Raw genomic sequence first — 23,704 nt, 5'->3', positions numbered from 1 at the left:
GGCTTTAAATGGGGCACCAGGTGGACATCGGGGGCGACGTCTACGGTGTGGTGATTGTCGGCGACGGCAACGTCGTCACCTATTACGCCGACCGGGCCTCACGGGTCGAGCCAGGCGGGTCTGTGCCGGACGTAGCGCGGCGCCCCGCCCCTTCCGATCCGCTGCTTGCGGGTGTGCTGTGGGGGCGCGACGGCGAACTGGCGCAGATCGACAGGTGGTTGCGTACGCCGGGCGCGTTGGTGCAGGTGCACGGGGTACCCGGTATCGGCAAGTCGGCGCTGTTACGCCGGATCGCCGCCGACCGGCGCGCGGCCGGTGACGACGTGGTGTTCCTGTCCGGTGCAGGGCGACCGGCCGAGGATCTCGTGCAGGAGCTGTTTGAGGTCTGCTACGACAGTCCCGACCATCGGCCCTCGCCGATGCGGCTGCGGCGGCTGATGGGCATGGTCCGGGCGCTGATCGTGGTCGACGACTTCGATGGTCCTCCCGGCGACCTGGCCGCCTTGCTCGACGCGACACCCGCGAGCAGCCTGCTGATCGGGTCGTCCGCACGAGGTTTGGTTGAGGACAGCTACTACCTTGAACTGCGCGGTCTGCCGGAAGTGGCCGCGATGGCCCTGGTCACCCACCAGGCCGGGATTCCGCTTACGCCCGCGCAGGCAGTGGCCGCCCGCGATCTGTGCCGCCGCTCAGGCGGGCACCCTCGGCTGCTGCTCCAGGCGGCTGCCGTGCTCGCGCTGACGGGTGAGATCGGTGCCGATCCCCGTTCGGTCCTGGCGGCTTCGCTGGACCTGGACGCGCTGGCCGTCTACCGGGTGCTCGGCGCACTGCCCGGCCGACCAGTGACGCCGAGGCTGCTCGCGGCCCTGGCCGGGATCGCGTCCGCGGGCGGCGCGATCGCCACGCTGACGCGGCTCCGGCTGGTGGACCACTCGGGCGGTGCCGTCGTTCGGTCCGATGACAGCGCGCACGAGCAGTTCGATGCCGCCGTGTACGCCTCCAACCTGGCCGCCTGGGCCGCCACCGCCACGCGCGGGCAGATCGTCGGGAGCGCCCCGGCGGTAATAGGTGTTCTCGAGCTGGCAATGGCACGGGAAGCGTACGACCCAGCGCGGATCTTGGCCCGCACAGTGGCGGCGGCGCTCGGCCGGTCGCTGCGGTGGGGCGCGTGGGGTCGAGTGCTGGACCTTGGCGCGCAGGCCGCCGCGCGGGTCGGTGCGGCTGATGACCTGGCCTATTTCCAGAGTGAGGAGAACACCAGGAAACGTGCCCTCGGTCTGGCGGCCGGTCTCACAGTCGGCGGCGCAGGGGCGGGTGCCGCCATCGGTACGCTCGGCGGTAAGACGGGAGCCGGTATCGTCAGCGTCCAGTCGATCGCCATCGCGGTGGTCACCGCCGCGACGGTGGCGACCCTGGGGGTAATCGGGGTGAGCGTCGCGACAACGCATCCGAGTTCCAGCCCTGCAGCCTATGTCACGCCGACCATCTACAACCCCAGTCAGCCGGTCGTGCCGCCCCTTTCCGACACCGGTCAGCCGGTCACGACGCATCCGTCCTCACCTTCACCCCCGCCTTCGCCTTCGCCTTCGCGCTCACCGGAAACGGTCACGCCCAGCCCACAAAGGCCGCCCCCTGACGCCGGGCTGAAGCTCTCCGCGAGCTCCGTTTCCGCCGGGCAGGCGGTGACCGCGCGAGCCACCGGATTCTCGCCGGGCGAGCCTGTGGCATTCGTCTGGTCGGGTCCCGCTGGATCCGGGCAGCCCGCGACGGCCACCGCCGACGCCCAGGGCGCGGCCGCGCGCGACATCACGCCAGGAACCGCTCCCGGGTCGTACACGATCACCGCGACGGGTAGCGTCTCCGGACGGTCCGCGCATGAGACCGTCTCGGTCATCGCACTTACGCTGTCGCCGCCCAGCGTCGCCGCCGGTGGGAAGTTCACGGTTTCGGCGCGCGGGTTCGACGATGGCGAGCCGGTCACGTTCACCCTCGACGGTGCCTCACTCGGCACCGTCGCCGCGCAGGCCGGCGTCGCCTCCCTTGAGGCGACCGCGCCCGGCACCCCCGGCGATCTCGAGATCGTCGCCACGGGCCGTAGCCAGGACCGTCGCGCCCCCGCCCGCCTCCAGGTGACCGGCAGGGACCTGAGCGGGGCGTGGAAGTGGGGTAGCGGGAGCTTCGAGCTGCGCCCGGTCCGTGGAGGATGGGATGGCTACTCGCTCGCCGATGTGGTCGAGCCGATATCGCGCTGCGTGTTCCATACCGGAGATCTCACCCTGCGCATACGCGGAGCCGACCCCAACTACGCGGGCACGGAGGTTCTCTGGATCCACGGCCAGAACGGCCAGAACTGCGTGTCCAAGTGGGCCGCCGCGACGGCCGTGAAGGTCAGCGCGGGCGGCGACCGGATCGACATAGAATCCACCAGTCCGTTCGGACAGGGCACTGAGCGCAACGTCTTGACCCGATGAGTGCAGTTGCCGGGGGTGTCAGGCGAGGCTCCCGTCTGGGAGGCGGTAGCTGGGGAGGCCTGTGGGCGGATTAGCGCTGCCCCGGCCTGCGACACCCACGACGTGCGGAAATACCGACAAGATCATTCCGCGTTTATCCCGCGAATAGCGGCCGAGAGCTGCTCAGGGTGGCGTACAGCTGCGCATGGCCGGAACGAGCGACGGCGTCTGACCCGAGCGAAACCGCTGGTCAGACGCCGTTTGGGCTGGTTGAGCGGAGAGCGTGGGATTCGAACCCACGAGACCGGTCACCCGGCCTAGCGGTTTTCAAGAGCGCTACGATTTCTGCCTCATCAGTGGCTCTGACCTGGTGAAATGCTTGCGCAAAGCCACATAACGGCGAAGGTCATCCCGCATATATCCCGTGCCGGGTCCTGATTGCGGATCTGGGCACCGCTTCGATCACTTGGGCGTCGTTGGTGCTCCTGGTCGCCGCCTGCGTAGCCGTGATCGGCGGCAAGAAGCACGCCTTCCCTAAGGGTGCCTGAAGCAGATGGCCACGGGCCCCAAGGACCACTCGGGCACCCGCTTCATGCACGGGTGAGCAGGCCGGCGAGCGTGGTCTGAAGGATCTCTCCGTACATGGTGGCGAAGTCCACCCGGGAGCCCGCGAGCCGGGGGTCGGCCGTGGCCTCGACGACGGTCGGGGTCGGGTTGCTGAACGGCCACAGGCCCACCAGTGAGACGACGGCGTACTCCGTCAGGGTGAGCGCGGCGTCCGCGGTGAGGGCCGGCACCCGGTCCCTGACCAGCTTCGCCAGCCTGGTGCGGTGTTCCAGGTCGACGAGTTTGTAGATGCGTACGGTGTCGGCGGAGACGTTCCGCTCCAGGACGCTCGGCAGCAGGCTCCACAGTTGGCACAGGACCGGCCGGGCGGCGAGCGAATCGGCCCAGGCCCGCATCACCTGGTCGGGCTCGCACGGCGCGGCCGGCCACTCGTCCGCCAGCGCGTCGAGCCAGGCCAGCCGGAGCCTGGCGAGCAGCCCTAGGAAGACGCCCTCCCGGCTCTCGAAATAGCGCACCACATGCGTCTTGGACACCCCGAGCCGGCGCCCCAGCTCCCGGAGGCTGATCTCGTCGGCGGGCATCTCGGCCAGCAGCGCCTCCGCGGCGTCCAGGATCTCCTGCTTGCGGAGCTCCCGGTGCTCGGGCCGCCTGGCCCGCTGGAAGGACGGTGCCTCCACCTCGTCCATCGAACCTCCTCGCGCACCGCGGATCATGGCAGCTCCCACATTAGCGGTCCATCGGACACTTGATACGTGTCCACTGGACCGCTATAGTCATAACGGTCCGATGGACACCTATATGAGGAGTATTTCCGTGATCACTTACCCGAACCTGTACGTCGGCGGCCAGTGGGTCGCCCCGGCCACCGCGGATGTCCTGGAGGTGCGTTCCCCGCACGACCGCTCACTGGTCGGGACCGCGCCGCACGCCGCCCCCGCCGACGTCGACCGGGCGGTCGCCGCCGCCCGCCGGGCGTTCGACGAGGGCCCCTGGCCCCGGATGAGCCCGCAGGAACGGAGCGCCGTCGTGGAGCGGTTCTCCAAGCTCTACGCGGTCCGCGCCGAGGAGTTCGCGGCCCTGGTCACCGCCGAGAACGGCTCGCCGCTGTGGTTCACCCGCTGGACGCACCTGCAGTCCCTCCCGGAGATGACGGAGGCGTACGTGCGCGCCGCCGCCGCTATCGGCTGGGAGGAGGAGGTGGGCGCCGTCGGCGACGCCACGACGCGGCTGCGCCGGGAACCCGTCGGCGTGGTGGCGGCGGTGATCCCGTGGAACGCTCCACACCAGTCGGCCCTGGTCAAGCTGGTTCCCGCGCTGCTCGCCGGCTGCACGGTCGTCCTGAAGGCCTCCCCGGAGACGGCGCTGGACGCCCTGGCGCTCGCCGAGGTCTTCGACGCGGCCGGGCTGCCCGAGGGAGTGGTGAGCATCCTGCCAGCGGGCCGCGAGACCAGCGAGTACCTGGTCGCCCATCCCGGCGTCGACAAGATCGCCTTCACCGGCTCCACCGCGGCCGGCCGGCGCATCGCCTCCGTCGCCGGGGAGCAGCTCAAGCGGGTCAGCCTGGAGCTGGGCGGAAAGTCCGCCTCAATCATCCTTGAGGACGCCGACTTGACGGCGGTCGTGGCAGGCCTTAGGGCCCTGTCGCTGGGCAACAACGCCGAGAACTGCGTGGCCCACACCCGCATCCTCGCCCCGCGCAGCCGCTACGAGGAGGTCGTCGCGGCGCTGGCCGCCATGATGGAGGACGTCCGGGTCGGCGACCCCTCCGACCCCGAGACCTTCATCGGGCCGATGGTCCGCGCCGACCAGCAGCAGCGGGTGCGCTCCTACATCGAACTCGGCGTCGCCGAAGGCGCCCGGATGGTGACCGGCGGACTCGAGACCCCTGACGGGCTGGAGGGCGGGTACTACGTCCGTCCGACGCTGTTCGCCGATGTCGACAGCGACATGCGGATCGCCCGCGAGGAGATCTTCGGCCCCGTCCTGGTCGTCATCCCGTTCGACGACGAGGACGACGCCGTCCGCATCGCCAACGACTCCGAGTACGGCCTCGGCGGTGGCGTGTGGGCCGCCGACCGGGAGCACGGCATCGAGGTCGCCCGCAGGATCCGTACCGGGTGGATGACCGTCAACGGCGCCGCCCCGACCTACGACGGCGCCTTCGGCGGCTACAAGAGCAGCGGCATCGGCCGCGAGTTCGGCGTCGCCGGCCTCGCCCAGTACGTCGAGTACAAAACCATCGCCGCCTGAGGACCAGGAGGACCATCATGCGCGAAGCCCGTGTCACCCTCGGGCACACCGACATCTCCGTCCGGCCGATCGGCCTGGGCTGCATGGGGATGTCCCAGTTCTACGGCGACGCCGACGAGGCGGAGTCCGTCGCCACGATCCACGCCGCCGTCGAGGCCGGCATCGACTTCTTCGACACCTCCGACATCTACGGCGCCGCCGGCGCGGCCACCGGCCAGTTCCAGAAGGGCTTCGGCCACAACGAGGAACTGCTCGGCCGCGCCGTGCGCGGCCTGCGCGACCGGGTGGTCCTGGCGACCAAGTTCGGGGCGCGGCCCTCGGAGGAGGGCGGGGTGGTCTACGACGGCCGCCCGGAGTACGTGGCCGCCGCCTGCGAGGCCAGCCTGCGCCGCCTCGGCGTCGACCACATCGACCTCTACTACATCCACCGCCTCGACCCCACCGTGCCGATCGAGGACACGGTCGGCGCGATGGCCGACCTGGTGACCGCGGGCAAGGTGCGCGCCATCGGGCTCAGCGCGGTCGGGCCGGACATACTTCACCGGGCGGCCGCGGTGGCGCCGATCTCGGCTCTCCAGAGTGAGTACTCGCTTTGGGCCCGCGAGGTGGAGCAGGAGGTGCTTCCCACCTGCCGTGAGCTGGGCATCACCTTCGTCCCGTACAGCCCCCTGGGGCGAGCCGCGCTTGCCGGCCGCTTCACCAGCGGCACCTCGTTCTCCGGCGACGACTTCCGCTCCACTCTGCCGAAGTTCCAGAAAGAGAACTTCGCGGAGAACCTCCGCCTCGTCGAGGGGCTGAAGGCGTTCGCCGACGAGCGGGGACACGCCCCTGGGCAGGTCGCCCTGGCCTGGCTGCTCGCCCAGCCGTACGACATCGCGCCCATCCCCGGCACGAAGCGGGCGGCGTACGCACGCCAGAACGCCGCCGCGACGGCCGTGCCGCTGAGCGCGGACGACCTCGCCTTCCTCTCGGGCCTGTTCGACCCAGCGCTGGTGCGTGGCGGGCAGTACGGCGAGCTCAACGTCCGCCCCCAGCACTGATTTGCGCATTCCGACCCTCACAAACTACAAGCGATCGAGGAACCACCATGACCGACGACCAGCAGGAATCCGGCTACGCGGCCGCACTCGACACGGCCGCGCGGCTGCTCGGCAGGCGGCTGGAGCCGTTCCTGGAACCCGGCCCGGGCGAGCCGGCCAACGCCGCGGACTTCACGCGCCTGGCCACACTGCACACCTTCGGCGACGCATGGCCGCGCACCGACGTCCTCGACACCCGCACCCGCGCCATCATCTCCGTGACGATCGCCGCCACCCTGGGCACGCTCGAACCGCTGCGCGGACAGCTCCGCATCGCACTCGGCAACGGAGTCACTCCACAAGAGATCGTCGAGGCGTTCATCCACATCGAGGCGTACGCCGGCGCCGCCCGGGCCTTCGACAGCTATCAGATCGCCCGGCAGGTCTTCCAGGAGATCCACGCAGCCGAACAGCCCCGGTGAGAGCCGCGCGCAGTGGTCACCCAGGCCAACCTCAGGTGGCCAGGGTGCTGCTCGCGAAGAGGTTCTCCATGACCGCCGGGGCCGACGTCAGGCCCTGCTCAGCGAGCTGAACAAGCTGAACCGGCTCGTCGGCCGCCTGTGCCTGCGGGCCGAGGACATCGCGGATGACGGACTCAGCCTGACCCTGGCGGCATGGGACGACCTCGTCGACGCTGAACTCGCCGTCGAGACGCCGCGCCCGGTCATCGTCTGACGACTCTCGGTTCGCACGAAACGCCCCGCCTCTCTTCACGAAGGCGGGGCGTTTCCCGGAGGGGCTCCTCGCGGAGCCCGGTTAGCTCGACGAGTATCTGCTTGGCGAGCACGGTCGCGAGCGCGCGTAAGTCCTCGATCCCGAGGATGGATGCCGCTCAACCACGGCGCCGCCCACATCGAACTCGGCAGCTTCTCGACCTCGTGCCCTCGGTTGCCTTCGCAGTGACCAACCAGACTTTTCTCGGTGGCAGGCCGACCTGGAGCTTAAGGCCGCCAGGCGGCCGATTCCCTCGTCAACGCCGCATTGGCCTTGGGCAGCCGGTCGAATAGACAGTCGGAGCGGAGGCCGCAATCCTCGGTGAGATGGCTCGTCATTCCCACCCTGACGAGGCCTGGCATCGCCTTGTTGCTTAGGACGTAAACGAAGCCGACAGAGTACGTGGGGAATGCGCCTGCCACCCCAAGATCATCCCGTGAATATAACGTGGACAGCGGCCGAGGGTTGCTCAAGGTGGCGTACGGCTGCGCATGGCTGAAACGATCAACGGCGTCTGAACCGACCGAAGTCGCTGGTCAGACGCCGTTTTGGCTGGTTGAGCGGAGAGCGTGGGATTCGAACCCACGAGACCGGTCACCCGGCCTAGCGGTTTTCAAGACCGCCGCCATCGTCCACTAGGCGAGCTCTCCCCGGCGCCCACGCTGGGGCGCCACGCAGCAGCCTAGTCTCTCACTCTCCGGTACACGACCGCGACCGCGAAAGAGATCATCCTCGCTTACAGGTGGTCCGGGATCTCCGAGAACCTGGGCGCGGCCAGCGCCTGTGGCCCGGCGAAGCCGTCGCCCACGGACGCCGCCAGACGAAGGTAGGCGTCCCTGGTGGCCTGCTGGAGGCGGTCCAGGTCGATCTCCGCACCCTCCTCCAGGTGGGCGTCGTACGGCACGCGGACCACAGTGCGGCAGCGGGCGGCGAAGTGCGCCTCCAGCTTGTCGAGGTCCACGGTGGACTTCGACCGGGGCCGTACGCTGCAGAGCACCACGGTGGCGGCCCGGACGAGGTCGCCATAGTGGTGCGCCTCCAGCCAGTCCAGTGTGGCCGAGGCCGCCCGGGCGCCGTCCACGGACGGCGAGCTGACCAGCACGATCTGGTCGGCCATGCCGAGCACACCCGACATGGCGGAGTGCAGGAGACCGGTGCCGCAGTCGGTGATGCAGATGGAATAGAAGTTCTCCAGCACATTCGCCACCGCGTGGTAGTCCTTGGCGCTGAACGCCTCCGACACCGACGGGTCGCGGTCCGACGCCAGGATCTCCAGCCGCGAGGGGGTCTGCGAGGTGAAGGCCCGGATGTCCACGTACCGCTTGATCTGCGCGCGCTCGTTCAGCAGGTCGCGCACGGTGGCCGAGGTCTCCAGCTCGACCTTGTCGGAAAGCGTTCCACGGTCGGGGTTGGCGTCGACCGCGATGACGCGGTCGCCGCGCACCTGCGCCAGCGTAGCGCCGAGCCCGACGGTCGTCGTGGTCTTGCCCACCCCGCCCTTGAGGCTGAGCACGGCAACCCGGTGGTGACCGGTGGCGACGGGTGTGCGGGCGCGCTGCACGAGTTCACGACGCCGCCGCACCTCCGGGGCCTCACCCGGTTTGATTATCCCGGCGGACGCCTTGTAGATCAGCCGCCGCCAGCCCGTCGAGGGAGCGTTCCGCCGGCCCCTCAGCAGGGTGACCGGATCGAGGCTGTCGGCGGTCGGCTTCGACCCCGCCGACTTCCCCGTCGTACGCGCGGGCGAACTGAAGGCGGAGGCGGGAGCCGGCCGGCGCGGGGGCTGGTACGCCTCCCGCTCCGCCACCGCGTCCCGTTCCACGGCCGGCGCCTCGGCCGGTGCGGGGCTCGGCGCCGAGGCGCGCTCGGGCGCGGGTTGAGGCGACGGCGACGGCACCGGTGCCGGTGCGGGCTGAGGCGACGGCGCGGGCGGGGGCGGAGGTGCCGGCGCCGCGACCGGACCCGGCTCGTACGGCTTCCGCTCCTCGGCGGCCAAATCGTCCCGCAGGGAGCCGGTGAAACGGTCGTCCGCGAAGTCCGGCACGGCCTCGGCCCGTGGGGTGGCGAACGGAGACGGGATCTCCGGTGGCGCGGGCGGCTCCTCCGGCTCGTCGGGGACGGCAGGTTCCTGCTGGGCGGCCGGCACCGGCACGGCCGGCTCCAGCCAGCCCCGCAGCGACTCCTTGGTGGACGACGTGCCGGACGCCGGGGAGGCGAAGGGCGTGGCCGACTCGCTGCCGGAGAACGCGCCGAGGTTCTTGTACGCGTCGGTGTCCGCAGGGGAGCCGGGGAAGGCGTCACCGAACAGGGGCGTGGTGAAGGACGAGGGACCGCTCAGCCCGCCCGGCTGCGGGGCGGGGTGGCCGTCGTCGTCCGTTGAGGCCTGGTCGTCGCCCGGCGTCTCCTGCGTCGCGTTCGAGGTGTCCTTGGAAGACTCCGGTCCCGAGCCGGAAGAGGCGTCGGAGGACCCCGGGAACGACGGCTCGACAGTACGGTCCGGCGTCCGCTCGGAGGACGACTCCGACGCCGCCCCACTACCGAACGACGAGCCGAACGACGGGGCGTTCACCGGCCCCGTCGAGGTGGCGGGCTCCTCGCTCCTCGTCTCCGGCGGCGTGCCGAACGCGGTGCTCGCGGTGGGCGGCTCGGCCGGCGCGTCCTCACGCGAGTCCGCAGGCGAGGACCCAGGCGAGGGCGCGGGCCTGGTCACGAAGGCCGTCGTATCGCCGAAGGCCGCGGTGTCACTCAAGTTCGTCGTGTCGCCGAAACCCGAGTCACCGTAACCCGAGTCACCGAAGCTCGAGTTGCCAAAGGCCGAGTCGCCGAAGCTCGAGTCGCCGAAGGCCGTCGTGTCGCGGAAGTTCGTGTCGCCGTAGGTCGAGTCGGCGCCATAGCCAGCCCCAAAACCGGACTTTTCGCCGCTTTCACGCCCAAAACGCCCCGAATAGTCAGGGTCGAAGAGGGGATCGCGGACGGGACCGGTGGACGACGACTCGGATGTCTGCGCGTCCTCCTGCGTCGGGGCGCCGTACGCGGAGCCGGTCGCGCCGTCGGCCGCGCCGCGGAGCAGGCCGCCGGACGCGGGCTCGGCCGGGACGAGGCTCCAGGGGTCGGCCGGGTACGGCGAGGCGGGCTCGGAGTCGGCGGGCGGTGGCGGCTGTGGAGACGCGAGCGTGGCGGAGGTAACCGCGCTGACCGCTATCTCCACCTCGTCGGGCATTTCCTTGATCGCGTCAAGCCATGCCAGCTGGTCCTCGAGAGAATGCGGATCCTCACGATCATGTCTCGCCACCGTGTACCCCCTCGGGCTGGGCTAATGGGGTAGCAAACACATTGCAGATTAGCGCCACGTAATACGGTGAATGCGGGCAACCGCCGAGTTCTCCGCCACGCTACTTTAGGTCACATGCGTGCGATCGTGATTTCCGAACCCGGCGGACCTGAGGTTTTGGCCTGGAAGGAAGTGCCCGACCCGCGTCCCGGCGCAGGTGAGGTGCTCATCGACGTCGCCGCCTCGGCCGTCAACCGGGCGGACCTGCTCCAGCGCCGCGGCTTCTACCCGCCGCCGCCCGGGGCCTCCGAGATCCCGGGGCTCGAATGCTCCGGCACGATCGTCGAAGTGGGCGAGAACGTCCCCCATCTCGCGCCCGGCGACCGCGTCTGCGCCCTGCTGGCCGGCGGCGGGTACGCCGAACGGGTGGCGGTGCCCTGGCAGCAGGTGATGCCGGTACCGGAGGGCGTCGCGCTGGACGAGGCCGCCGGTCTTCCCGAGGTCGCCTGCACGGTGTGGTCGAACGTCTTCATGACCGCCCGCCTGCGCAAGGGCGAGACCCTGCTCGTCCACGGCGGCGCGAGCGGCATCGGCACCATGGCCGTCCAGCTCGCCAAGGCGTACGGCTCCCGCGTGCTCGTGACGGCCGGCTCCGCGGACAAGCTCGCGCGCTGCCGCGAGCTCGGCGCGGACGAGGGCGTCAACTACCGCGAGGAGGACTTCGCCGAGCGGTTCGAGGGGCAGGCCGACGTCATCCTCGACATCATCGGCGCGAAGTACCTGCCCGGGAACCTGCGCGCCCTCGCCACCGGCGGCCGCCTGGTCGTCATCGGCATGCAGGGCGGCGCGAAGGGCGAGCTCGACCTCGGCACGCTGCTCGCCAAGCGGGCCTCGGTCCAGGCGACCGCGCTGCGCAACCGTCCGGTGGACGACAAGGGCGTGATCTGCCGGGGCGTGGTGGACAACGTGTGGCCGCTCGTCGCCGCCGGAGCCGTACGGCCCGTGGTGCACGAACGGATCCCCCTCGACCAGGCCGCCCGCGCCCACCAGATGCTCGAGGAGGGTGAACACATCGGAAAGCTGCTGCTGGTCAGGTGAGTTAAGTTGAAGGGGTGAGCACGGTGTGCCCCGGCGAATCAGGAGTTGTAAGCGATCGATGAACGCAGACGAGAGCACGCCGCAGATCGTGGTCGTGGGTCCGCAGGGCCTTTCGGTCTCCGGCGGCAACGGTAATGGCGAGCACGAGGAGCGGTCCGTCGCCGACCTGGTGGAGCAGCCCGCCAAGGTCATGCGGATCGGCAGCATGATCCGCCAGCTGTTGGAGGAGGTGCGGGCGGCTCCCCTCGACGAGGCCAGCCGCAAGCGGCTCAAGGACATCCACCAGAGCTCCATCAAGGAGCTGGAGGAGGGCCTCGCCCCCGAACTGGTCGCGGAGCTGGAACGGCTGTCCCTGCCGTTCAGCGACGAGAACGAGACCCCGCCGAGCGACGCTGAGCTGAGAGTCGCGCACGCCCAGCTCGTCGGCTGGCTGGAGGGCCTGTTCCACGGCATCCAGACCACGCTGTTCGCGCAGCAGATGGCCGCCCGGGCGCAGCTGGAGCAGATGCGCCGCGCACTCCCCGGCGGGATGCCCCAGACCGGGCAGGACGACCAGGGCCACCGCGCGGGCGGCCCTTACCTGTAACCCCCGATACCCCGCCGACTCAGAACAGGGTCTCGAGGACGACCGCCACACCGTCGTCGTTGTTGGCCGCCGTCACGTGATCGACGGCGGCCAGCACGTCGCGGTGGGCGTTCGCCACGGCGTACGACGTGCCGGCCCAGATCAGCATCGGCAGGTCGTTCGGCATGTCGCCGAAGGCGACCACCTCCGCGGGCTTGATCCCCCGCTCCTCGGCCAGCGTGGCCAGCGCCGTGGCCTTCGTCACACCCTGCGCGCTCATCTCGATCAGCGCCCGCCCGCTGGAGTGGGTCGGAGTCACGATGTCGCCGACGATCTCCAGCACCCCGCGGTGCAACTCGTCGGGGTCCATCGAAGGGTGCTGTGCGAGCAGCTTGGCGCACGGCCGGGACGTCAGCGCCGCGACGGCCACCATCTGCCCGTAGGACAGCTCCCGGGCGTCCCAGCGCCCCAGCGCGTAGTCGGACTCGTGCGCGAAGCCCCCCTCGTACTCGACGGAGAACGCGAGACCGGGCACGTGCTGACGCAGCCGGGCGACGCACTCTTCGAGCACGTCAGCCTCGATCAGGTGCGACTCGACGATCTCCTCGGTGTGGAGGTCGTAGACGAGCGCGCCGTTCGCGCAGATCGCGAGCCCGCGGTGCCGTACGGCTCCCGCGACGCTGTGCATCCACCGGGGCGGCCGCCCGGTCACGAAGACGAGAGTGCCGCCGGACTCCTCCACCCGGGCGAAGGCGGCGGCGGTGCGTGGAGAGATCGATCCGTCGGTGCGCAGGGCTGTGCCGTCGAGGTCCGTGGCGACGAGGCGGGGGCAGGTCATGACAGGTTCCAGTGTGCACCGAGACATGCCGTGCCATGCCCTCTGCCACACGTAGGGCGAGAAATCTCCGCCGGACGTGGAACACCAACGGGCTACATAGTGTTAGATGTGAAGGCGTTGTATTAGCTGTTCCCGTAGCGAAAACCAGTTTGACTGTATGAGCCACCCGGGGAGCTGTGCGACACACCCGGGGTCCACGAGGTGTGGTCCCCAAGATTCACTTCCTTAGGGAGAGCAGTAATGGCTCAGGGAACCGTCAAGTGGTTCAACGCTGAGAAGGGCTTCGGCTTCATCGCACCGGACGGCGGCGAGCCCGACGTGTTCGTGCACTTCTCCGCGATCACGGGCAGCGGCTACCGCAACCTCGAGGACGGCCAGCGGGTCGAGTTCGAGGTCATCGCCGGTCCGAAGGGTCCGCAGGCGTCGAACGTCCGGGGCATCTGACCTGACTTGACGAAGGCGGGGTTCGCGGTTGCGAGCCCCGCCTTTCGCATGTCCGGGGGCGCCCGGCCGTGAGCCGGGGGGCGGACCCCCGGAAGGCCGAGCGCATGAAAGTTTCACGAACGGAGGCCTTCTCGACGCTCGGATGCCCTCCGAACCACGAGATTTACATCACATCTGACGGTCCTGCCATCAAAGGTGCGGATTCCGCTTTCGGCGGACGATGGAGGCATTCCCCACCGACGCGGGTGGCTATCCCGGAACCCGCCGCAGAACGTCACCGTGAGACGCGAAGACCCCCGGACGCGGTGGGCGGCACCACATCCGGAGGTCCTCGATCAGAGCCGTGGGTCTTCTACCGCGACAGCGGCTCCAGAACGTCGAGTCCCACGTACGGCCGCAGCGCCTTGGGGACGACCACCGAGCCGTCGGCCTGCTGGTGGTTCTCCAGGATCGCCACGATCCAGCGGGTGGTCGCCAGCGTGCCGTTGAGCGTGGCCACGTGCTGCGGCTTGCCGTCCTCGTCCCGGTAGCGCACCTTCAGCCGGCGGGCCTGGAAGTCGGTGCAGTTGGAGGTCGAGGTGAGCTCGCGGTAGCGGCCCTGCGTGGGCACCCAGCCCTCGCAGTCGTACTTGCGCGCCGCCGACGAGCCGAGGTCGCCGCCCGCCACGTCGATCACGCGGTAGGGGACCTCGACCTTCTCCAGCATCTCCCTCTCCCAGGCGAGGAGCCGCAGGTGCTCCTCGTGCGCGTCCTCGGGACGGCAGTAGGAGAACATCTCCACCTTGTCGAACTGGTGGACGCGGATGATCCCCCGGGTGTCCTTGCCGTACGACCCGGCCTCGCGCCGGAAGCAGGACGACCAGCCGGCGTACCGCATCGGCAGCGCCGCCCGGTCCAGGATCTCGTCGGAGTGGTAGGCCGCAAGCGGCACCTCGCTGGTGCCGACCAGGTAGAGGTCGTCGGCTTCCAGCCGGTAGACCTCGCTCGCGTGGGCGCCGAGGAAGCCGGTGCCGGCCATCGCCTCGGGCTTGACCAGAACGGGCGTGATCATCGGCGTGAAGCCGGCCTCGACGGCCTGCTGGATCGCCATGTTGAGCAGCCCGAGCTGCAGCCGCGCGCCGACGCCCTTGAGGAAGAAGAACCGGGCGCCGGACACCTTGGCCCCGCGCTCGGTGTCGATCGCGCCGAGCAGCTCGCCCAGCTCGACGTGGTCGCGGGGCTCGAAGTCGAAGACCGGCTTCTCGCCGACCTCCTCCAGCACCACGTAGTCGTCCTCGCCGCCGGAGGGCGCGCCCTCCTCGACGAAGTTCGGGACGGTCATGAGCAGCTCGTCAAGCTCGCTCGCCAGCGCGGCGGCCTCGGTCTCGGCCGCCTTCACCTGCGCGGCCAGTTCCTTCGCCCGGTCGAGCAGCGCCTGGCGCTCGTCTCCAGACGCGCGGGACACCGACTTGCCGATGCTCTTCTGCTCGGCGCGCAGCGACTCGAAGTTGTTGAGCGCGGCACGGCGGCGCTCGTCGAGCGACAGCAGGGTCTCCACGACCGAGTCGTCCTCGCCGCGGACGCGCTGCGACGCCCGGAGCCGGTCAGGGTCCTCACGAAGGGTTCGCAGGTCAATCACGGCTCAAAGGCTACCGGAGCCGGTGCGGCTCCCGCCCGTCAAGCGAGCCCGGCGCGGATCTTTCCGAGCCATTCGGCGGCCTCGGCGAAGTCCGTGTCGCCCGTACCCTCCTTGATCTGCGTCGGAACCCGGTCGGCCCGCGGATAGCTGCCGAGGAAACGCAGGTCGTCGCAGAGCCGGTGAAGGCCGGAGACGGCCTCGCCGACCCGTGCGTCGGCGATGTGACCCTCGAAGTCGAAGTGGAAGAAGTAGCGGCCGATGCCGTCGCCGGTGGGACGCGACTCGATGCGGGTCAGGTTGACCCCGCGCACCGCGAACTCGCTCAGCATCTCGAGCAGCGCGCCCGGGTGGTCGTCCCGCAGGAAGGCCACGAGCGAGGTGCGGTCGGCGCCGGTGGGCGCGGGCAGCTGCCCCGGACGGTTCACCCTGATGAACCGGGTGACGGTGTCGGAGCGGTCGCCGATGTCCGAGGCGATCTCGTCGAGCCCGTAGTACTCCCCGGCGATGGCCGGGCTGATCGCCGCGTCGTACGGAGACTCGGGCGAGGAGACCTCCTGCGCGGCGGCGGCCGTCGACGAGGCCGCGATCACCACGGCGCCGGGCATCTCGCGCTCGATGAACCCGCGGCACTGGGTGTGCGCCGCCGGGTGGGTGATGACCCGCTTGATCTGGGCCAGCTCGGTGCCGGGCCGCACCAGCAGGGAGAACTCGACCGGAAGCAGCCACTCGCCGGTGATGTGGAGCGGCCTCCCCCCGGCCAGCTCATCGAGGGTCTGCGTGATCGCCCCCTCGACCGAGTTCTCCAGCGGGACCACCGCGCCGTCCGCCTCGCCGTCGCGGGCGGCGTCGAGCGCGGCTCCGACGTTGGCGCAGGGCAGGCGCTCGGCATCCGGCTCCAGGAGTCGCAGGGCTGCCTCACAGAAGGTGCCCTGAGGCCCCAGGTACGCGAGCTTCGACATGTCCCCAAGGGTATCCGCAGGTCGGTATGGCAGGCGTGCGGAGACTCCCCTGCGCCGACCGGCTTTCGCCCGCGAACCGCCGTCCCGGCTGCTCAGTGGGGGAGGCGTTGCGGCTCGACCTCCGGCCCGATGCCGAGCCTGGCGGCGCGCACGGCGTGCTCCTCCTCCGGCGACAGCGGCTGCAGCCCCTTCCCCCCGCGTACGGCACGGGCGTACGTGCGGGTCTCGGTGCGTCCGTTGATCGACGTCAGCACGACGCCGTCGCCGAAGCCGTTGATGAGGGCGAGCGAGAACGACAGCCTGCCGGTCATCTCGTCGAGCGCGTCATATCGATACAGCGCCACGTCGCGGATCGCCCTGCTGTCCACCGGGCCGTCGACGGCGGCCCGCCGGTCCAGGGCGTCCAGGCACACCCCCACGGAACGGCGCGCGGCGCGCAGCGCGATCAGGCCGACGGTCGCGCCTGTCGCCCCCGCCAGCACAGCGGCCATCTCCACAACGGTAACCAGCACGGCACCGAGCGTAATGAATTGGTCAAGTGGCCGCAGCGGGAACGGCGACAGCGGCCCGCCGCCGGGGCAACCACTCCCCGAGGAGCCAGACCAGGCCGATCGCGCCGAGGCCGAAGGCGTTCTGCACGATCTTGCCCGCGACCGGGCTGAGCAGGGGTATCTCCAGCGCCTTGAGCGACACTCCCCACCACGGGATGGGCAGCACGTAGTAGAGCCACACGCCCGCCGCGACCAGAAGCCGTACCCGGTCGCGCCCGGACCCGGCGAGGGCCGCGAGCACGACCACGACCCAGGCGATGTGGTGGATCCAGGCCACCGGCGAAAGCAGCACCGCCATCAGCCCGGTGAGCGCCACCGCCGTCGTCACGTCGCCGTCCAGGTACGCCCGGCGGGCGCGGCGGAAGCCGTACCAGCCGATCAGGGCGACGGCGGCGAGCCAGAGCACCGTGGTCAGCCAGCCGGGCAGGTAGAGCCTGAGCAGCATGCCGCGCAGCGACTGGTTGGTGGTGGCGGCGTTCGCGCCGAGGCGCTCGGAGTCGAGCAGCGCCCCGAACCAGAAGTCCCGGGCGTCGTCGAAGATCACCAGGAACGGCAGCAGTGTGAGCAGGGCCGCCGTGAACACCGCCATGAAGAGGGCCCGGCGCTGTCCTTCATCCCCCTCCCGGGCGGGGAAGGCGGTGATCGCCAGGTAGACGAGGAACACCCCGGGGGTGAGCTTCACCGCCGTGGCGATGCCGATCAGCATGCCGCGCGGCCACCACGGCCTGCGCACCACGCAATCGAGCAGGCACAACGCCAGGAGGAACAGGTCCACCTGGCCGAACCTGAACTGGTCTCTGATCGGCATGAGATAGGTGCACGCGGCGCACAGCACGGCGAACAGCAGCGGCGCGGCCAGGGCGCCCCGCACGCCGTCCAGGAAGGCCCGGAAGGCGTGCCGGACGGTCACGGCGAGCACGGCGACGAGGGCGACCGTCCACACCCACTGCGCGACCGGCCACGACATCATGGCGAGCGGCACCGCCAGCATCGCGGCCACCGGCGGATAGGTGAACGGCAGCAGCTGGGGAGCGGGCGTGATCACGTCGTAGACGGGCAGGCCCCGCAGCAGCGCCCAGCCGCCCGTACGGTAGACGTCCAGGTCCACCAGACGCTGGTCCTCGGGATTGGTCAGCCAGTAGGCGATGAGCGGCGACGCCGCGGCGGCCAGCGCCACCAGGGCGAGCGCCCACGCCCAGGCGGGCCGGCGGGCCCCGGCGATGCGGCCAGTCGTCATGACCAGGCAGGCTACCGTGGACCGTGTCCGCACCGTTATCGATCATGAGGGAGCACGGAACAGTGCGTGGCAGGCTGGCGGGGTTCTTCGCGTCGATCCTGGTGCTCGTCGTGGCGGCCCTCGTCCTGCCCGCCGCTCCCGCGTCGGCCGCACGGCAGGCCGCCGCGGTGACGGGCCGGGTCGTGGTGATCGGGGTGCCCGGCCTCCGCTGGGACGACCTCGACCCGCGGCGGACCCCCGCGCTGTGGGGGCTGGCCGCCCGCGGCTCCAGCGCGTCGCTGTCCACGAGGGCGGTCCCTCCCGAGGGTCTGCCGGTCACCTGTCCGGCCGCCGGCTGGCTGACGTTCTCCGCGGGCCAGCGGGCCACGGCTCCCGGCCCGGGCTGCGCGCCCCTTCCGGAGCCCGTCACCGCCGCCGGCGGCGCGGCGACGATCCCGAACTGGTCAGAGCTGGTCGCCGCGCAGCAGGCCAGTCCCTTCAAGGCCCGGCTCGGGCTCCTCGCCGACGCCGTGACCGCCGCCGGGGGGAAGATCGCCGCCATCGGCCCGGGGGCCGCCCTGGCCGCCGCCGACCGGTCCGGCAGGGTCGCGACCTACGCCGCGACCCCCGCCGCGCTGCCCGACCTCACGCCGTACGCCCTCGTGGTCGCCGAGGCGGGGGAGATCACCAGAGCCTGGGCCGACGACTCGCGTGGACAGGCGCGGCGGGCGGCCGTGAGCGCGGCCGACCGGACCGTCGCCGAGGTGCTCGCCAGGGTGCCCGCCGGTTCGGCCGTGCTCGTGGCAGGACTGTCCGATTCCGGTTCCATAGCCCACCTGCACGTCGCGATCGCCTCCGGCGGGCCGTATGGGCACGGGTCGCTGACCGCGGCCTCGACCCGGCAGCGGGCGCTGGTCACGATCACCGACGTCACGACGACGGTCACGCACCTGCTCGGCGTCCCCACTCCCGAAGGCGCGGTCGGCAGGGCATGGTCCGGGGGCGGCGACGCGCCCTCGGTGGCCGAGCTGGCCGACGCCGACCTGGCGAGCCAGGTGCTGAGGGAGGTCAGGGAGCCGTTCTTCATCACGCTGGTCGCCGCGCAACTGCTCTTCTACGGCCTGGCCGCGCTCATGATCAGGCGCTATCGGCGGATGCCGACGACCACGCGGGTCGTCGCGACGGTCAGCGGCGCACTCCCGGTGTCGATCTTCCTGGCGCAGCTCGTGCCGTGGTGGGGCTTCGCGCACCCGATGCCCGCCCTGCTCGGCACGATCCTGGGCTTCGCCGTCCTGGTGGCCGGGCTCGCGTACGCCGGGCCGTGGCGCCGCCACGTGCTGGGGCCGCCCGCCGTGGTCGCCGGGATCAGCTCGCTCGCGCTCCTCGCCGACGTGGTGACGGGCTCGCGGCTGCAGGTGAACGCGGTGGCCGGCTACGAGCCCGTGACCGGCGGCAGGTTCTACGGCTTCGGCAACATGGCCTTCGCCGTCTACTCGACCGGCACGATCCTGCTCCTGGCGGCCGTCGCCTGCGCGCTGCGCCGCCGGCCGAGGCTCGCCGTGGCCGTCTGCGTGGCGTACGGCCTGCTCGCGATCGCCGGGGACGGCTGGCCGACGTGGGGCGCGGACTTCGGCGGGGTGCCGTCGTTCGTCCTCGGCGTGGCGGTGTGCGTGCTGATGGTCACGGGCAGGCGGGTGTCGGTCCTCCGGCTCGGGCTGGTCGCCATGGCGGGGGTCGTGCTCATCTCGCTGATCGCGGTGGCCGACTGGCTGCGCCCCGCCGACCGGCGCACCCACCTCGGGGCGTTCGTCCAGCAGATCATCGGCGGCGAGGGCGGCTCGGTCGTCGGACGCAAGCTCGGGGCGATGCTCCACACGCTGGGCAACCTCCCGCTGACGCTGCTGTCGCTGGTCGCGCTGGCGTTCCTGTTCCTCGTGCTGGCCCGGCCGTCCCGGTGGGGCGCGCCCGCGCTGAGCCTGGCCTACGAGCGGGCGCCGCAGCTGCGGGCCGGGCTGTTCGGCGCGCTGACCTCGGCGTTCGCCGGGTTCCTGATCAACGACTCGGGAATCGCGATTCCGGCGATGGCCCTGACGGTCGCGGTGCCGCTGGCGCTGGCGGCGTCCGTACACGCGCTCCAGACCGCGACGCCCACCACAGCAGCGCGATCGTCAGCGCCAGCAGGAGCGACGGCGCCACCCAGCCTCTGACCACGTCGACGAGCCACCCCAGGTCGTCCGGCTGGTCCGCCTGACGCGCGGGGAGGTAGGCGGACGCGAGCACGGCCAGCCGGGCGACCAGGAACGCCTCCAGGCCCGGCCACGCGACCAGGGCCAGCAGCGCGAAGCCCAGCCCGTCATACCAGGGCAGCGCGTACGGCGTGGCGAACAGCCAGGCCACGGCGACGGCCAGGGCGACGACCGGCCCCTCGCGCTCGGTGACGGGACGTCCTCGCAGGAGGAGGACGGCGAGCGCGGCCAGCAGGAGCAGCGACCCGGCCTGGATCCAGGCCCGGTAGGCCCCGGGACCGAACAGCGCCTGCAGCGCCCTCTGCGCGAGCTTCCACGGTGTGGCGAGCGAGACCGACTTGCTGGCGTTCAGCAGCTGGTCGAGCGAGTGCGGCCCGGCCAGCAGATAGGCCACGACCACGGTCAGCGCCGCCAGCCCGGCGACCAGGGCGAGCCGCCGGGGGCTCCTGCGCAGCTCCCACGCCGTGCCCAGCGCCACCAGGCCCACGGTGGCCTTGACCGCGACCCCCAGACCGAGCGGCACGCCCCTACGGGCGACCAGCCCCGCCACGACGAACGCGATCGCCACGGTGTCGAGGTGCATCCCGGCCACGAGCTCGTAGACGAGCAGCGGGTTGGCCGTCCACAGCAGTGCCGCGCGGCGCTGCCGTACGGGATCGCCGGCGGCGGCCCGGTGGAGCAGCAGGCCGGTGGCGACGAAGGCGGCGGCGTTGACCAAAGCCATCACGAAGACCGTCAGGCGGACCGAGTCACCCCCGACGTGGCTCGCCAGCGCCTGCACGGCCGTCGCGACCGGGCCGTACACGCTGGGCGTCCTGGTCCACTCCTCCACCCGGCCGATGACGGGATCGGCGGGAAGGTCGGCGGGCACCGTCAGGTACGGGTCGTGGCCGAGGGCCGCCATCCGGCCGTACGCGGCGTAGTTGAGGTGATCGGCCGACCCGGAGGGCGGCAGGAACGCGAGGACCGCGGCGGCGGCGCACCCGGCGACGACCAGCGTGCGCGCCCGCGGCATCCGGTCGGCGTACGCGAGGCCGGCGGCCAGGCCTGCCGTGCCGAGGACGAGCGCCGCGGCGGCCAGCGCGACGACGAGATGACCATTGGGCGCGAGATCGAGCGAGTAGGGGGGCTGCCATGACGGTCCGGGCAGCCCGGGCACCATCGCCGACGGCCCGAGGACCCCGATCGTGATCGTGAGGACGATCGAAAGGCCGCCGGCGGCCGGGGCCAGCCGGGCGGCGATCCGAGCACGCCCCCGCGAATCCACCCGCAAATTCCACCACACCCACGCCGTGATCTTGGATTTTGTCGCAAGTGGCGGCGTCGACCAGGGGCTATCCCTTTCGCGATCTTGCACTGGTCACGTCTCACAGGCGCCCACCTGCGACATCTCTACAAGATCACGGCGGGGGGTCAGGGGAGGTGGCGACGGATCGGGGGCATCAAGGGGTCACGGGCGGCGAGGGCCAGGCCGACGTCGCGGAGCTGCTTGGCCCTGTGCAACTGGGCGCGCCAGTCGGTGCCGGTCGCCCGGTGCGACATCTCGACCTCGGCCTCGACCACCCGGAAGCCCTTCTTGAGCAGGTCGACGGTCATGCCGGTCTCGACGCCGAAGCCGTGGGCGAGCGGCCGGGCCGCCTCGAAGGCCTCCCGCGTGAGACACCGCTGCCCGTTGAGCGGCTGGGTGGCCTCCCAGCCGGTGAGCCTCTTGATGCCGTCGCGGGCCACCCGTACGACGATGCCGTGCCCGCCGAGCTTGACCCTGGTCGCGAACTTCGCGATGGTCATGTCGGCCTCGCCGTCGCGCACCGGCGTGATCAGCGGGAGAGCCGCCGCCGCCGTCTCGCCCAGGTCGGCGTCGAGGAACAGCAGGTGCCGGGGATGGTCCTCGTCCAGGAGGCGCACGGCCTCGGCGCCGCTCTCCATCGCCGCCGCCTTGCCCCGGTTGCGGCTGTGCCGTACGACCCGGGCGCCCGCCGCCCTGGCCACCCGGCCGGTCTCGTCGGACGAGCCGTCGTCGACCACGACCACGAGATCCACACCGGGCAGCTTCAGGGCGGCGGTCACGGTGGCGCCGATCCTGTCGGCCTCGTCCTTCGCCGGGATCACCACCGCGGTGTCCGGCTCGGGCACTGCCATCTCCCCCATGCGCCTAGCCCTGATGCTCGGCCGTGAGCAGGTCGGCGGGCACCGTGTCGTGCACGGTGAACACCGAGTCCAGGCCCGTGACCTGGAGAATCTTACGCACCGCCGGTCTCGGCGCCGCCACCTCCAGCGTGCCGCCCCGCTCGCGCAGCCGCTTGAGCGCCGACAGCAGCACGTTCATGCCGGTGGAGTCGCAGAACTCGACTCCGGACATGTCGATGACCACCCGGTCGGGCCCGGTCTCCAACAGGCGGGTGAACTCCGCCTGCAGCCGGGGCGCGGTATATAGGTCGATTTCGCCGAAGACGGCCATGACGGCCTGACCGGCGTGGGATTGCGTCGCGACTTTGAGCTCCACGAGGCGCACACTAGCGTCGTCCCGGCCCCGGGTCACGCTCCATCGTAATCGTCGAAGAGTCGTCCGCCCTTTGTCCCCGATTCCGGCCCCATGTAAACGCCGAGTGCGCGAAGCTTGACGCTATGCGACACCGGCGTCGCCGGATGGAGGGCCCGGAACCTCCGCGTCTTGGTCGTCACTTCGCAAAGGAGGGCGGGCGCCGAGCACAGCGGGCCCGAGAGCAGATGAATACTGAGATACCCGAGGATCCACAGCGGCGCGTGCTGCGTGAGCATCTGGAGACCATCCAGGTGCGCACCGAGAAGGCCTCGTCGTGGCGCGACGCGGCCGAGCCGCTGCGCGGCCTCGTCAACCGCGAGGGGTACGTCCCGGTCAGCGCCCGGCTGGCGGCCGAGGACCTCGATTTCCTCTCCGAAGCGCGCGAGGAGCTGCTGAGCTTCTCCGAGCTCGGCATCCGGCTGCTCGACCTGCACCAGCCCAGAGACGCGGGCGGCATCTCGAGCGACCCGGCAAATCCGATTCTCCGGTGCCGGAGCTGCATGTGGCGCTGGCCGTGCCCCACGTTCCGGGCCATGGCGGAGGCGTTCACCCCGCGCCAGCGGGAGGCCGCACCCGGCATCCCCTCCTGGCGCGGGCAGCTGGAGCCCCAGACCGACGTGTGACCCCGCGTTTTCGTACCGGATCCGGCGACGCCAAGAGTCACCGAAGTCGTCATTAAGTGTTCGCCATGGAGGCGTTCCTACCGTCCTCTGTGTAAGGGCCGGCGCGCGAAGACGGGCGCCGGCCGACACAGGAGAGGACCGCGGAGCCCGGATGTCGGAGGGCTCGCCTGGTCCCGGATGGGAAAAGCGTCATGAAGCTGGTCTACAAGGTCCTGGCCGCACTCGTCGCGGCCGAGGTCGCGGTGCAGGCGATGATGGTCGTGCTCGGCGACGCCGGGCTGTTCAGGTACGTCGAGCAGGGCGGAGTGATCGACAAGGCGAGCGCGGAGAGCGGCGACATGGCGTTCCCCGAGTTCTTCGCCTTCGTGGTCCACGGCATCAACGGGATGATGGTCATCCCCACGATCGCGCTGCTCCTGCTGGTCTCCTCGTTCTTCGCGAAGATCCCCGGCGCGGTCAAGGGGGCCGCCCTCGTGGTCCTGCTCGTCGCGGTCCAGGTCACCCTGGGCCTCCTCGGCCACCAGATCACCGCCCTGGGCGCCCTGCACGGCCTGAACGCGCTGCTGCTGTTCGGCGCGGCCGTCCACGCCGCGCTCCGCGGCCGCCGGGCGGCCACGGGCGCGACCGCCCAGCCCCACGCCCGCGTCGAGACCGTCGTCTGACGACATCGCGC

19 protein-coding genes and 1 tRNA gene are annotated in these 23,704 nt (G+C 71.0%); 9 read left to right on the top strand and 11 right to left on the bottom strand.

What is annotated here, in order from left to right:
- The first annotated feature begins 20 nt into the window (after positions 1-20).
- On the top strand, positions 21-2,471 hold the full coding sequence (locus tag ACIBK1_RS03670) for a hypothetical protein (RefSeq protein ID WP_396732025.1): 2,451 nt from the start codon (positions 21-23) through the stop codon (positions 2,469-2,471).
- Positions 2,472-3,040: 569 nt separating this feature from the next.
- Here the strand turns inward: ACIBK1_RS03670 and ACIBK1_RS03665 are convergent.
- Positions 3,041-3,703, bottom strand: coding sequence for a TetR/AcrR family transcriptional regulator (locus ACIBK1_RS03665; RefSeq protein ID WP_030510991.1), 663 nt, complete (start codon positions 3,701-3,703; stop codon positions 3,041-3,043).
- Between the two features lie 127 nt (positions 3,704-3,830).
- Between ACIBK1_RS03665 and ACIBK1_RS03660 the strand changes: the two genes are divergently transcribed.
- From ACIBK1_RS03660 to ACIBK1_RS03650, 3 genes are read left to right on the top strand one after another with little or no spacing between them, the layout of a single operon-like run.
- Positions 3,831-5,267: an aldehyde dehydrogenase gene (locus ACIBK1_RS03660; protein WP_030510992.1), complete on the top strand. Its 1,437-nt coding sequence runs from the start codon at positions 3,831-3,833 to the stop codon at positions 5,265-5,267.
- A gap of 17 nt (positions 5,268-5,284) precedes the next feature.
- The gene (locus tag ACIBK1_RS03655; RefSeq protein ID WP_396732021.1) at positions 5,285-6,307 is read left to right on the top strand and encodes an aldo/keto reductase; all 1,023 of its coding nucleotides are present in this window, start codon (positions 5,285-5,287) and stop codon (positions 6,305-6,307) included.
- Between the two features lie 47 nt (positions 6,308-6,354).
- Positions 6,355-6,768, top strand: coding sequence for a carboxymuconolactone decarboxylase family protein (locus ACIBK1_RS03650; protein WP_030510994.1), 414 nt, complete (start codon positions 6,355-6,357; stop codon positions 6,766-6,768).
- An 853-nt stretch (positions 6,769-7,621) separates the two neighbouring features.
- Here ACIBK1_RS03650 and ACIBK1_RS03645 read toward each other — a convergent pair.
- Positions 7,622-7,710 (bottom strand) — tRNA-Ser (locus ACIBK1_RS03645).
- A gap of 86 nt (positions 7,711-7,796) precedes the next feature.
- The gene (locus ACIBK1_RS03640; protein ID WP_396732018.1) at positions 7,797-10,280 is read right to left on the bottom strand and encodes a nucleotide-binding protein; all 2,484 of its coding nucleotides are present in this window, start codon (positions 10,278-10,280) and stop codon (positions 7,797-7,799) included.
- Between the two features lie 186 nt (positions 10,281-10,466).
- Between ACIBK1_RS03640 and ACIBK1_RS03635 the strand changes: the two genes are divergently transcribed.
- Together ACIBK1_RS03635 and ACIBK1_RS03630 are read left to right on the top strand one after the other, a co-directional pair.
- A complete protein-coding gene (locus tag ACIBK1_RS03635; protein ID WP_030510997.1) occupies positions 10,467-11,429 on the top strand; it encodes an NAD(P)H-quinone oxidoreductase in 963 nt (320 codons plus the stop codon).
- Positions 11,430-11,487: 58 nt separating this feature from the next.
- Positions 11,488-12,015, top strand: coding sequence for a bacterial proteasome activator family protein (locus ACIBK1_RS03630; RefSeq protein ID WP_030510998.1), 528 nt, complete (start codon positions 11,488-11,490; stop codon positions 12,013-12,015).
- Between the two features lie 19 nt (positions 12,016-12,034).
- Here the strand turns inward: ACIBK1_RS03630 and ACIBK1_RS03625 are convergent, their stop codons facing one another.
- Positions 12,035-12,832, bottom strand: a complete 798-nt coding sequence (locus ACIBK1_RS03625; RefSeq protein WP_030510999.1) for a Cof-type HAD-IIB family hydrolase — start codon at positions 12,830-12,832, stop codon at positions 12,035-12,037.
- Positions 12,833-13,072: 240 nt separating this feature from the next.
- Between ACIBK1_RS03625 and ACIBK1_RS03620 the strand changes: the two genes are divergently transcribed.
- Positions 13,073-13,276: a cold-shock protein gene (locus tag ACIBK1_RS03620; protein ID WP_030511000.1), complete on the top strand. Its 204-nt coding sequence runs from the start codon at positions 13,073-13,075 to the stop codon at positions 13,274-13,276.
- A 352-nt stretch (positions 13,277-13,628) separates the two neighbouring features.
- On the opposite strand, the gene serS is transcribed toward ACIBK1_RS03620, so the two are convergent.
- From serS to ACIBK1_RS03585, 7 genes are all read right to left on the bottom strand, one after another.
- Positions 13,629-14,894 (bottom strand): serine--tRNA ligase, encoded by a 1,266-nt coding sequence (gene serS, locus ACIBK1_RS03615; RefSeq protein ID WP_030511001.1) that lies wholly within the window; start codon positions 14,892-14,894, stop codon positions 13,629-13,631.
- Between the two features lie 38 nt (positions 14,895-14,932).
- Positions 14,933-15,853, bottom strand: coding sequence for a prephenate dehydratase (gene pheA, locus ACIBK1_RS03610; RefSeq protein WP_030511002.1), 921 nt, complete (start codon positions 15,851-15,853; stop codon positions 14,933-14,935).
- A gap of 92 nt (positions 15,854-15,945) precedes the next feature.
- Positions 15,946-16,365 (bottom strand): DUF4446 family protein, encoded by a 420-nt coding sequence (locus tag ACIBK1_RS03605; RefSeq protein WP_396732014.1) that lies wholly within the window; start codon positions 16,363-16,365, stop codon positions 15,946-15,948.
- A 22-nt stretch (positions 16,366-16,387) separates the two neighbouring features.
- Entirely contained in the window at positions 16,388-17,641 is a 1,254-nt protein-coding gene (locus ACIBK1_RS03600) for a glycosyltransferase 87 family protein (RefSeq protein ID WP_363421758.1), read from the bottom strand.
- 2,031 nt (positions 17,642-19,672) lie between these two features.
- A complete protein-coding gene (gene mptB / locus ACIBK1_RS03595; RefSeq protein WP_396732010.1) occupies positions 19,673-21,133 on the bottom strand; it encodes a polyprenol phosphomannose-dependent alpha 1,6 mannosyltransferase MptB in 1,461 nt (486 codons plus the stop codon).
- Positions 21,134-21,279: 146 nt separating this feature from the next.
- Positions 21,280-22,014, bottom strand: a complete 735-nt coding sequence (locus ACIBK1_RS03590; protein ID WP_036408349.1) for a glycosyltransferase — start codon at positions 22,012-22,014, stop codon at positions 21,280-21,282.
- 4 nt (positions 22,015-22,018) lie between these two features.
- Positions 22,019-22,369, bottom strand: a complete 351-nt coding sequence (locus tag ACIBK1_RS03585) for an STAS domain-containing protein (RefSeq protein ID WP_030511009.1) — start codon at positions 22,367-22,369, stop codon at positions 22,019-22,021.
- Positions 22,370-22,629: 260 nt separating this feature from the next.
- On the opposite strand from ACIBK1_RS03585, the gene ACIBK1_RS03580 reads away from it, so the two are divergent.
- Together ACIBK1_RS03580 and ACIBK1_RS03575 are read left to right on the top strand one after the other, a co-directional pair.
- Positions 22,630-23,031 carry a hypothetical protein gene (locus tag ACIBK1_RS03580; protein ID WP_231514101.1) on the top strand — a complete coding sequence of 134 codons (402 nt, stop codon included), beginning with the start codon at positions 22,630-22,632 and terminating at the stop codon, positions 23,029-23,031.
- A 191-nt stretch (positions 23,032-23,222) separates the two neighbouring features.
- Entirely contained in the window at positions 23,223-23,693 is a 471-nt protein-coding gene (locus ACIBK1_RS03575) for a hypothetical protein (RefSeq protein WP_396732005.1), read from the top strand.
- Positions 23,694-23,704 lie beyond the last annotated feature (11 nt).

The sequence above is a fragment of the Microbispora rosea genome (assembly GCF_044460045.1).
GTDB lineage: Bacteria > Actinomycetota > Actinomycetes > Streptosporangiales > Streptosporangiaceae > Microbispora > Microbispora rosea.
This window is presented reverse-complemented; position numbering and strand designations above follow the sequence as displayed.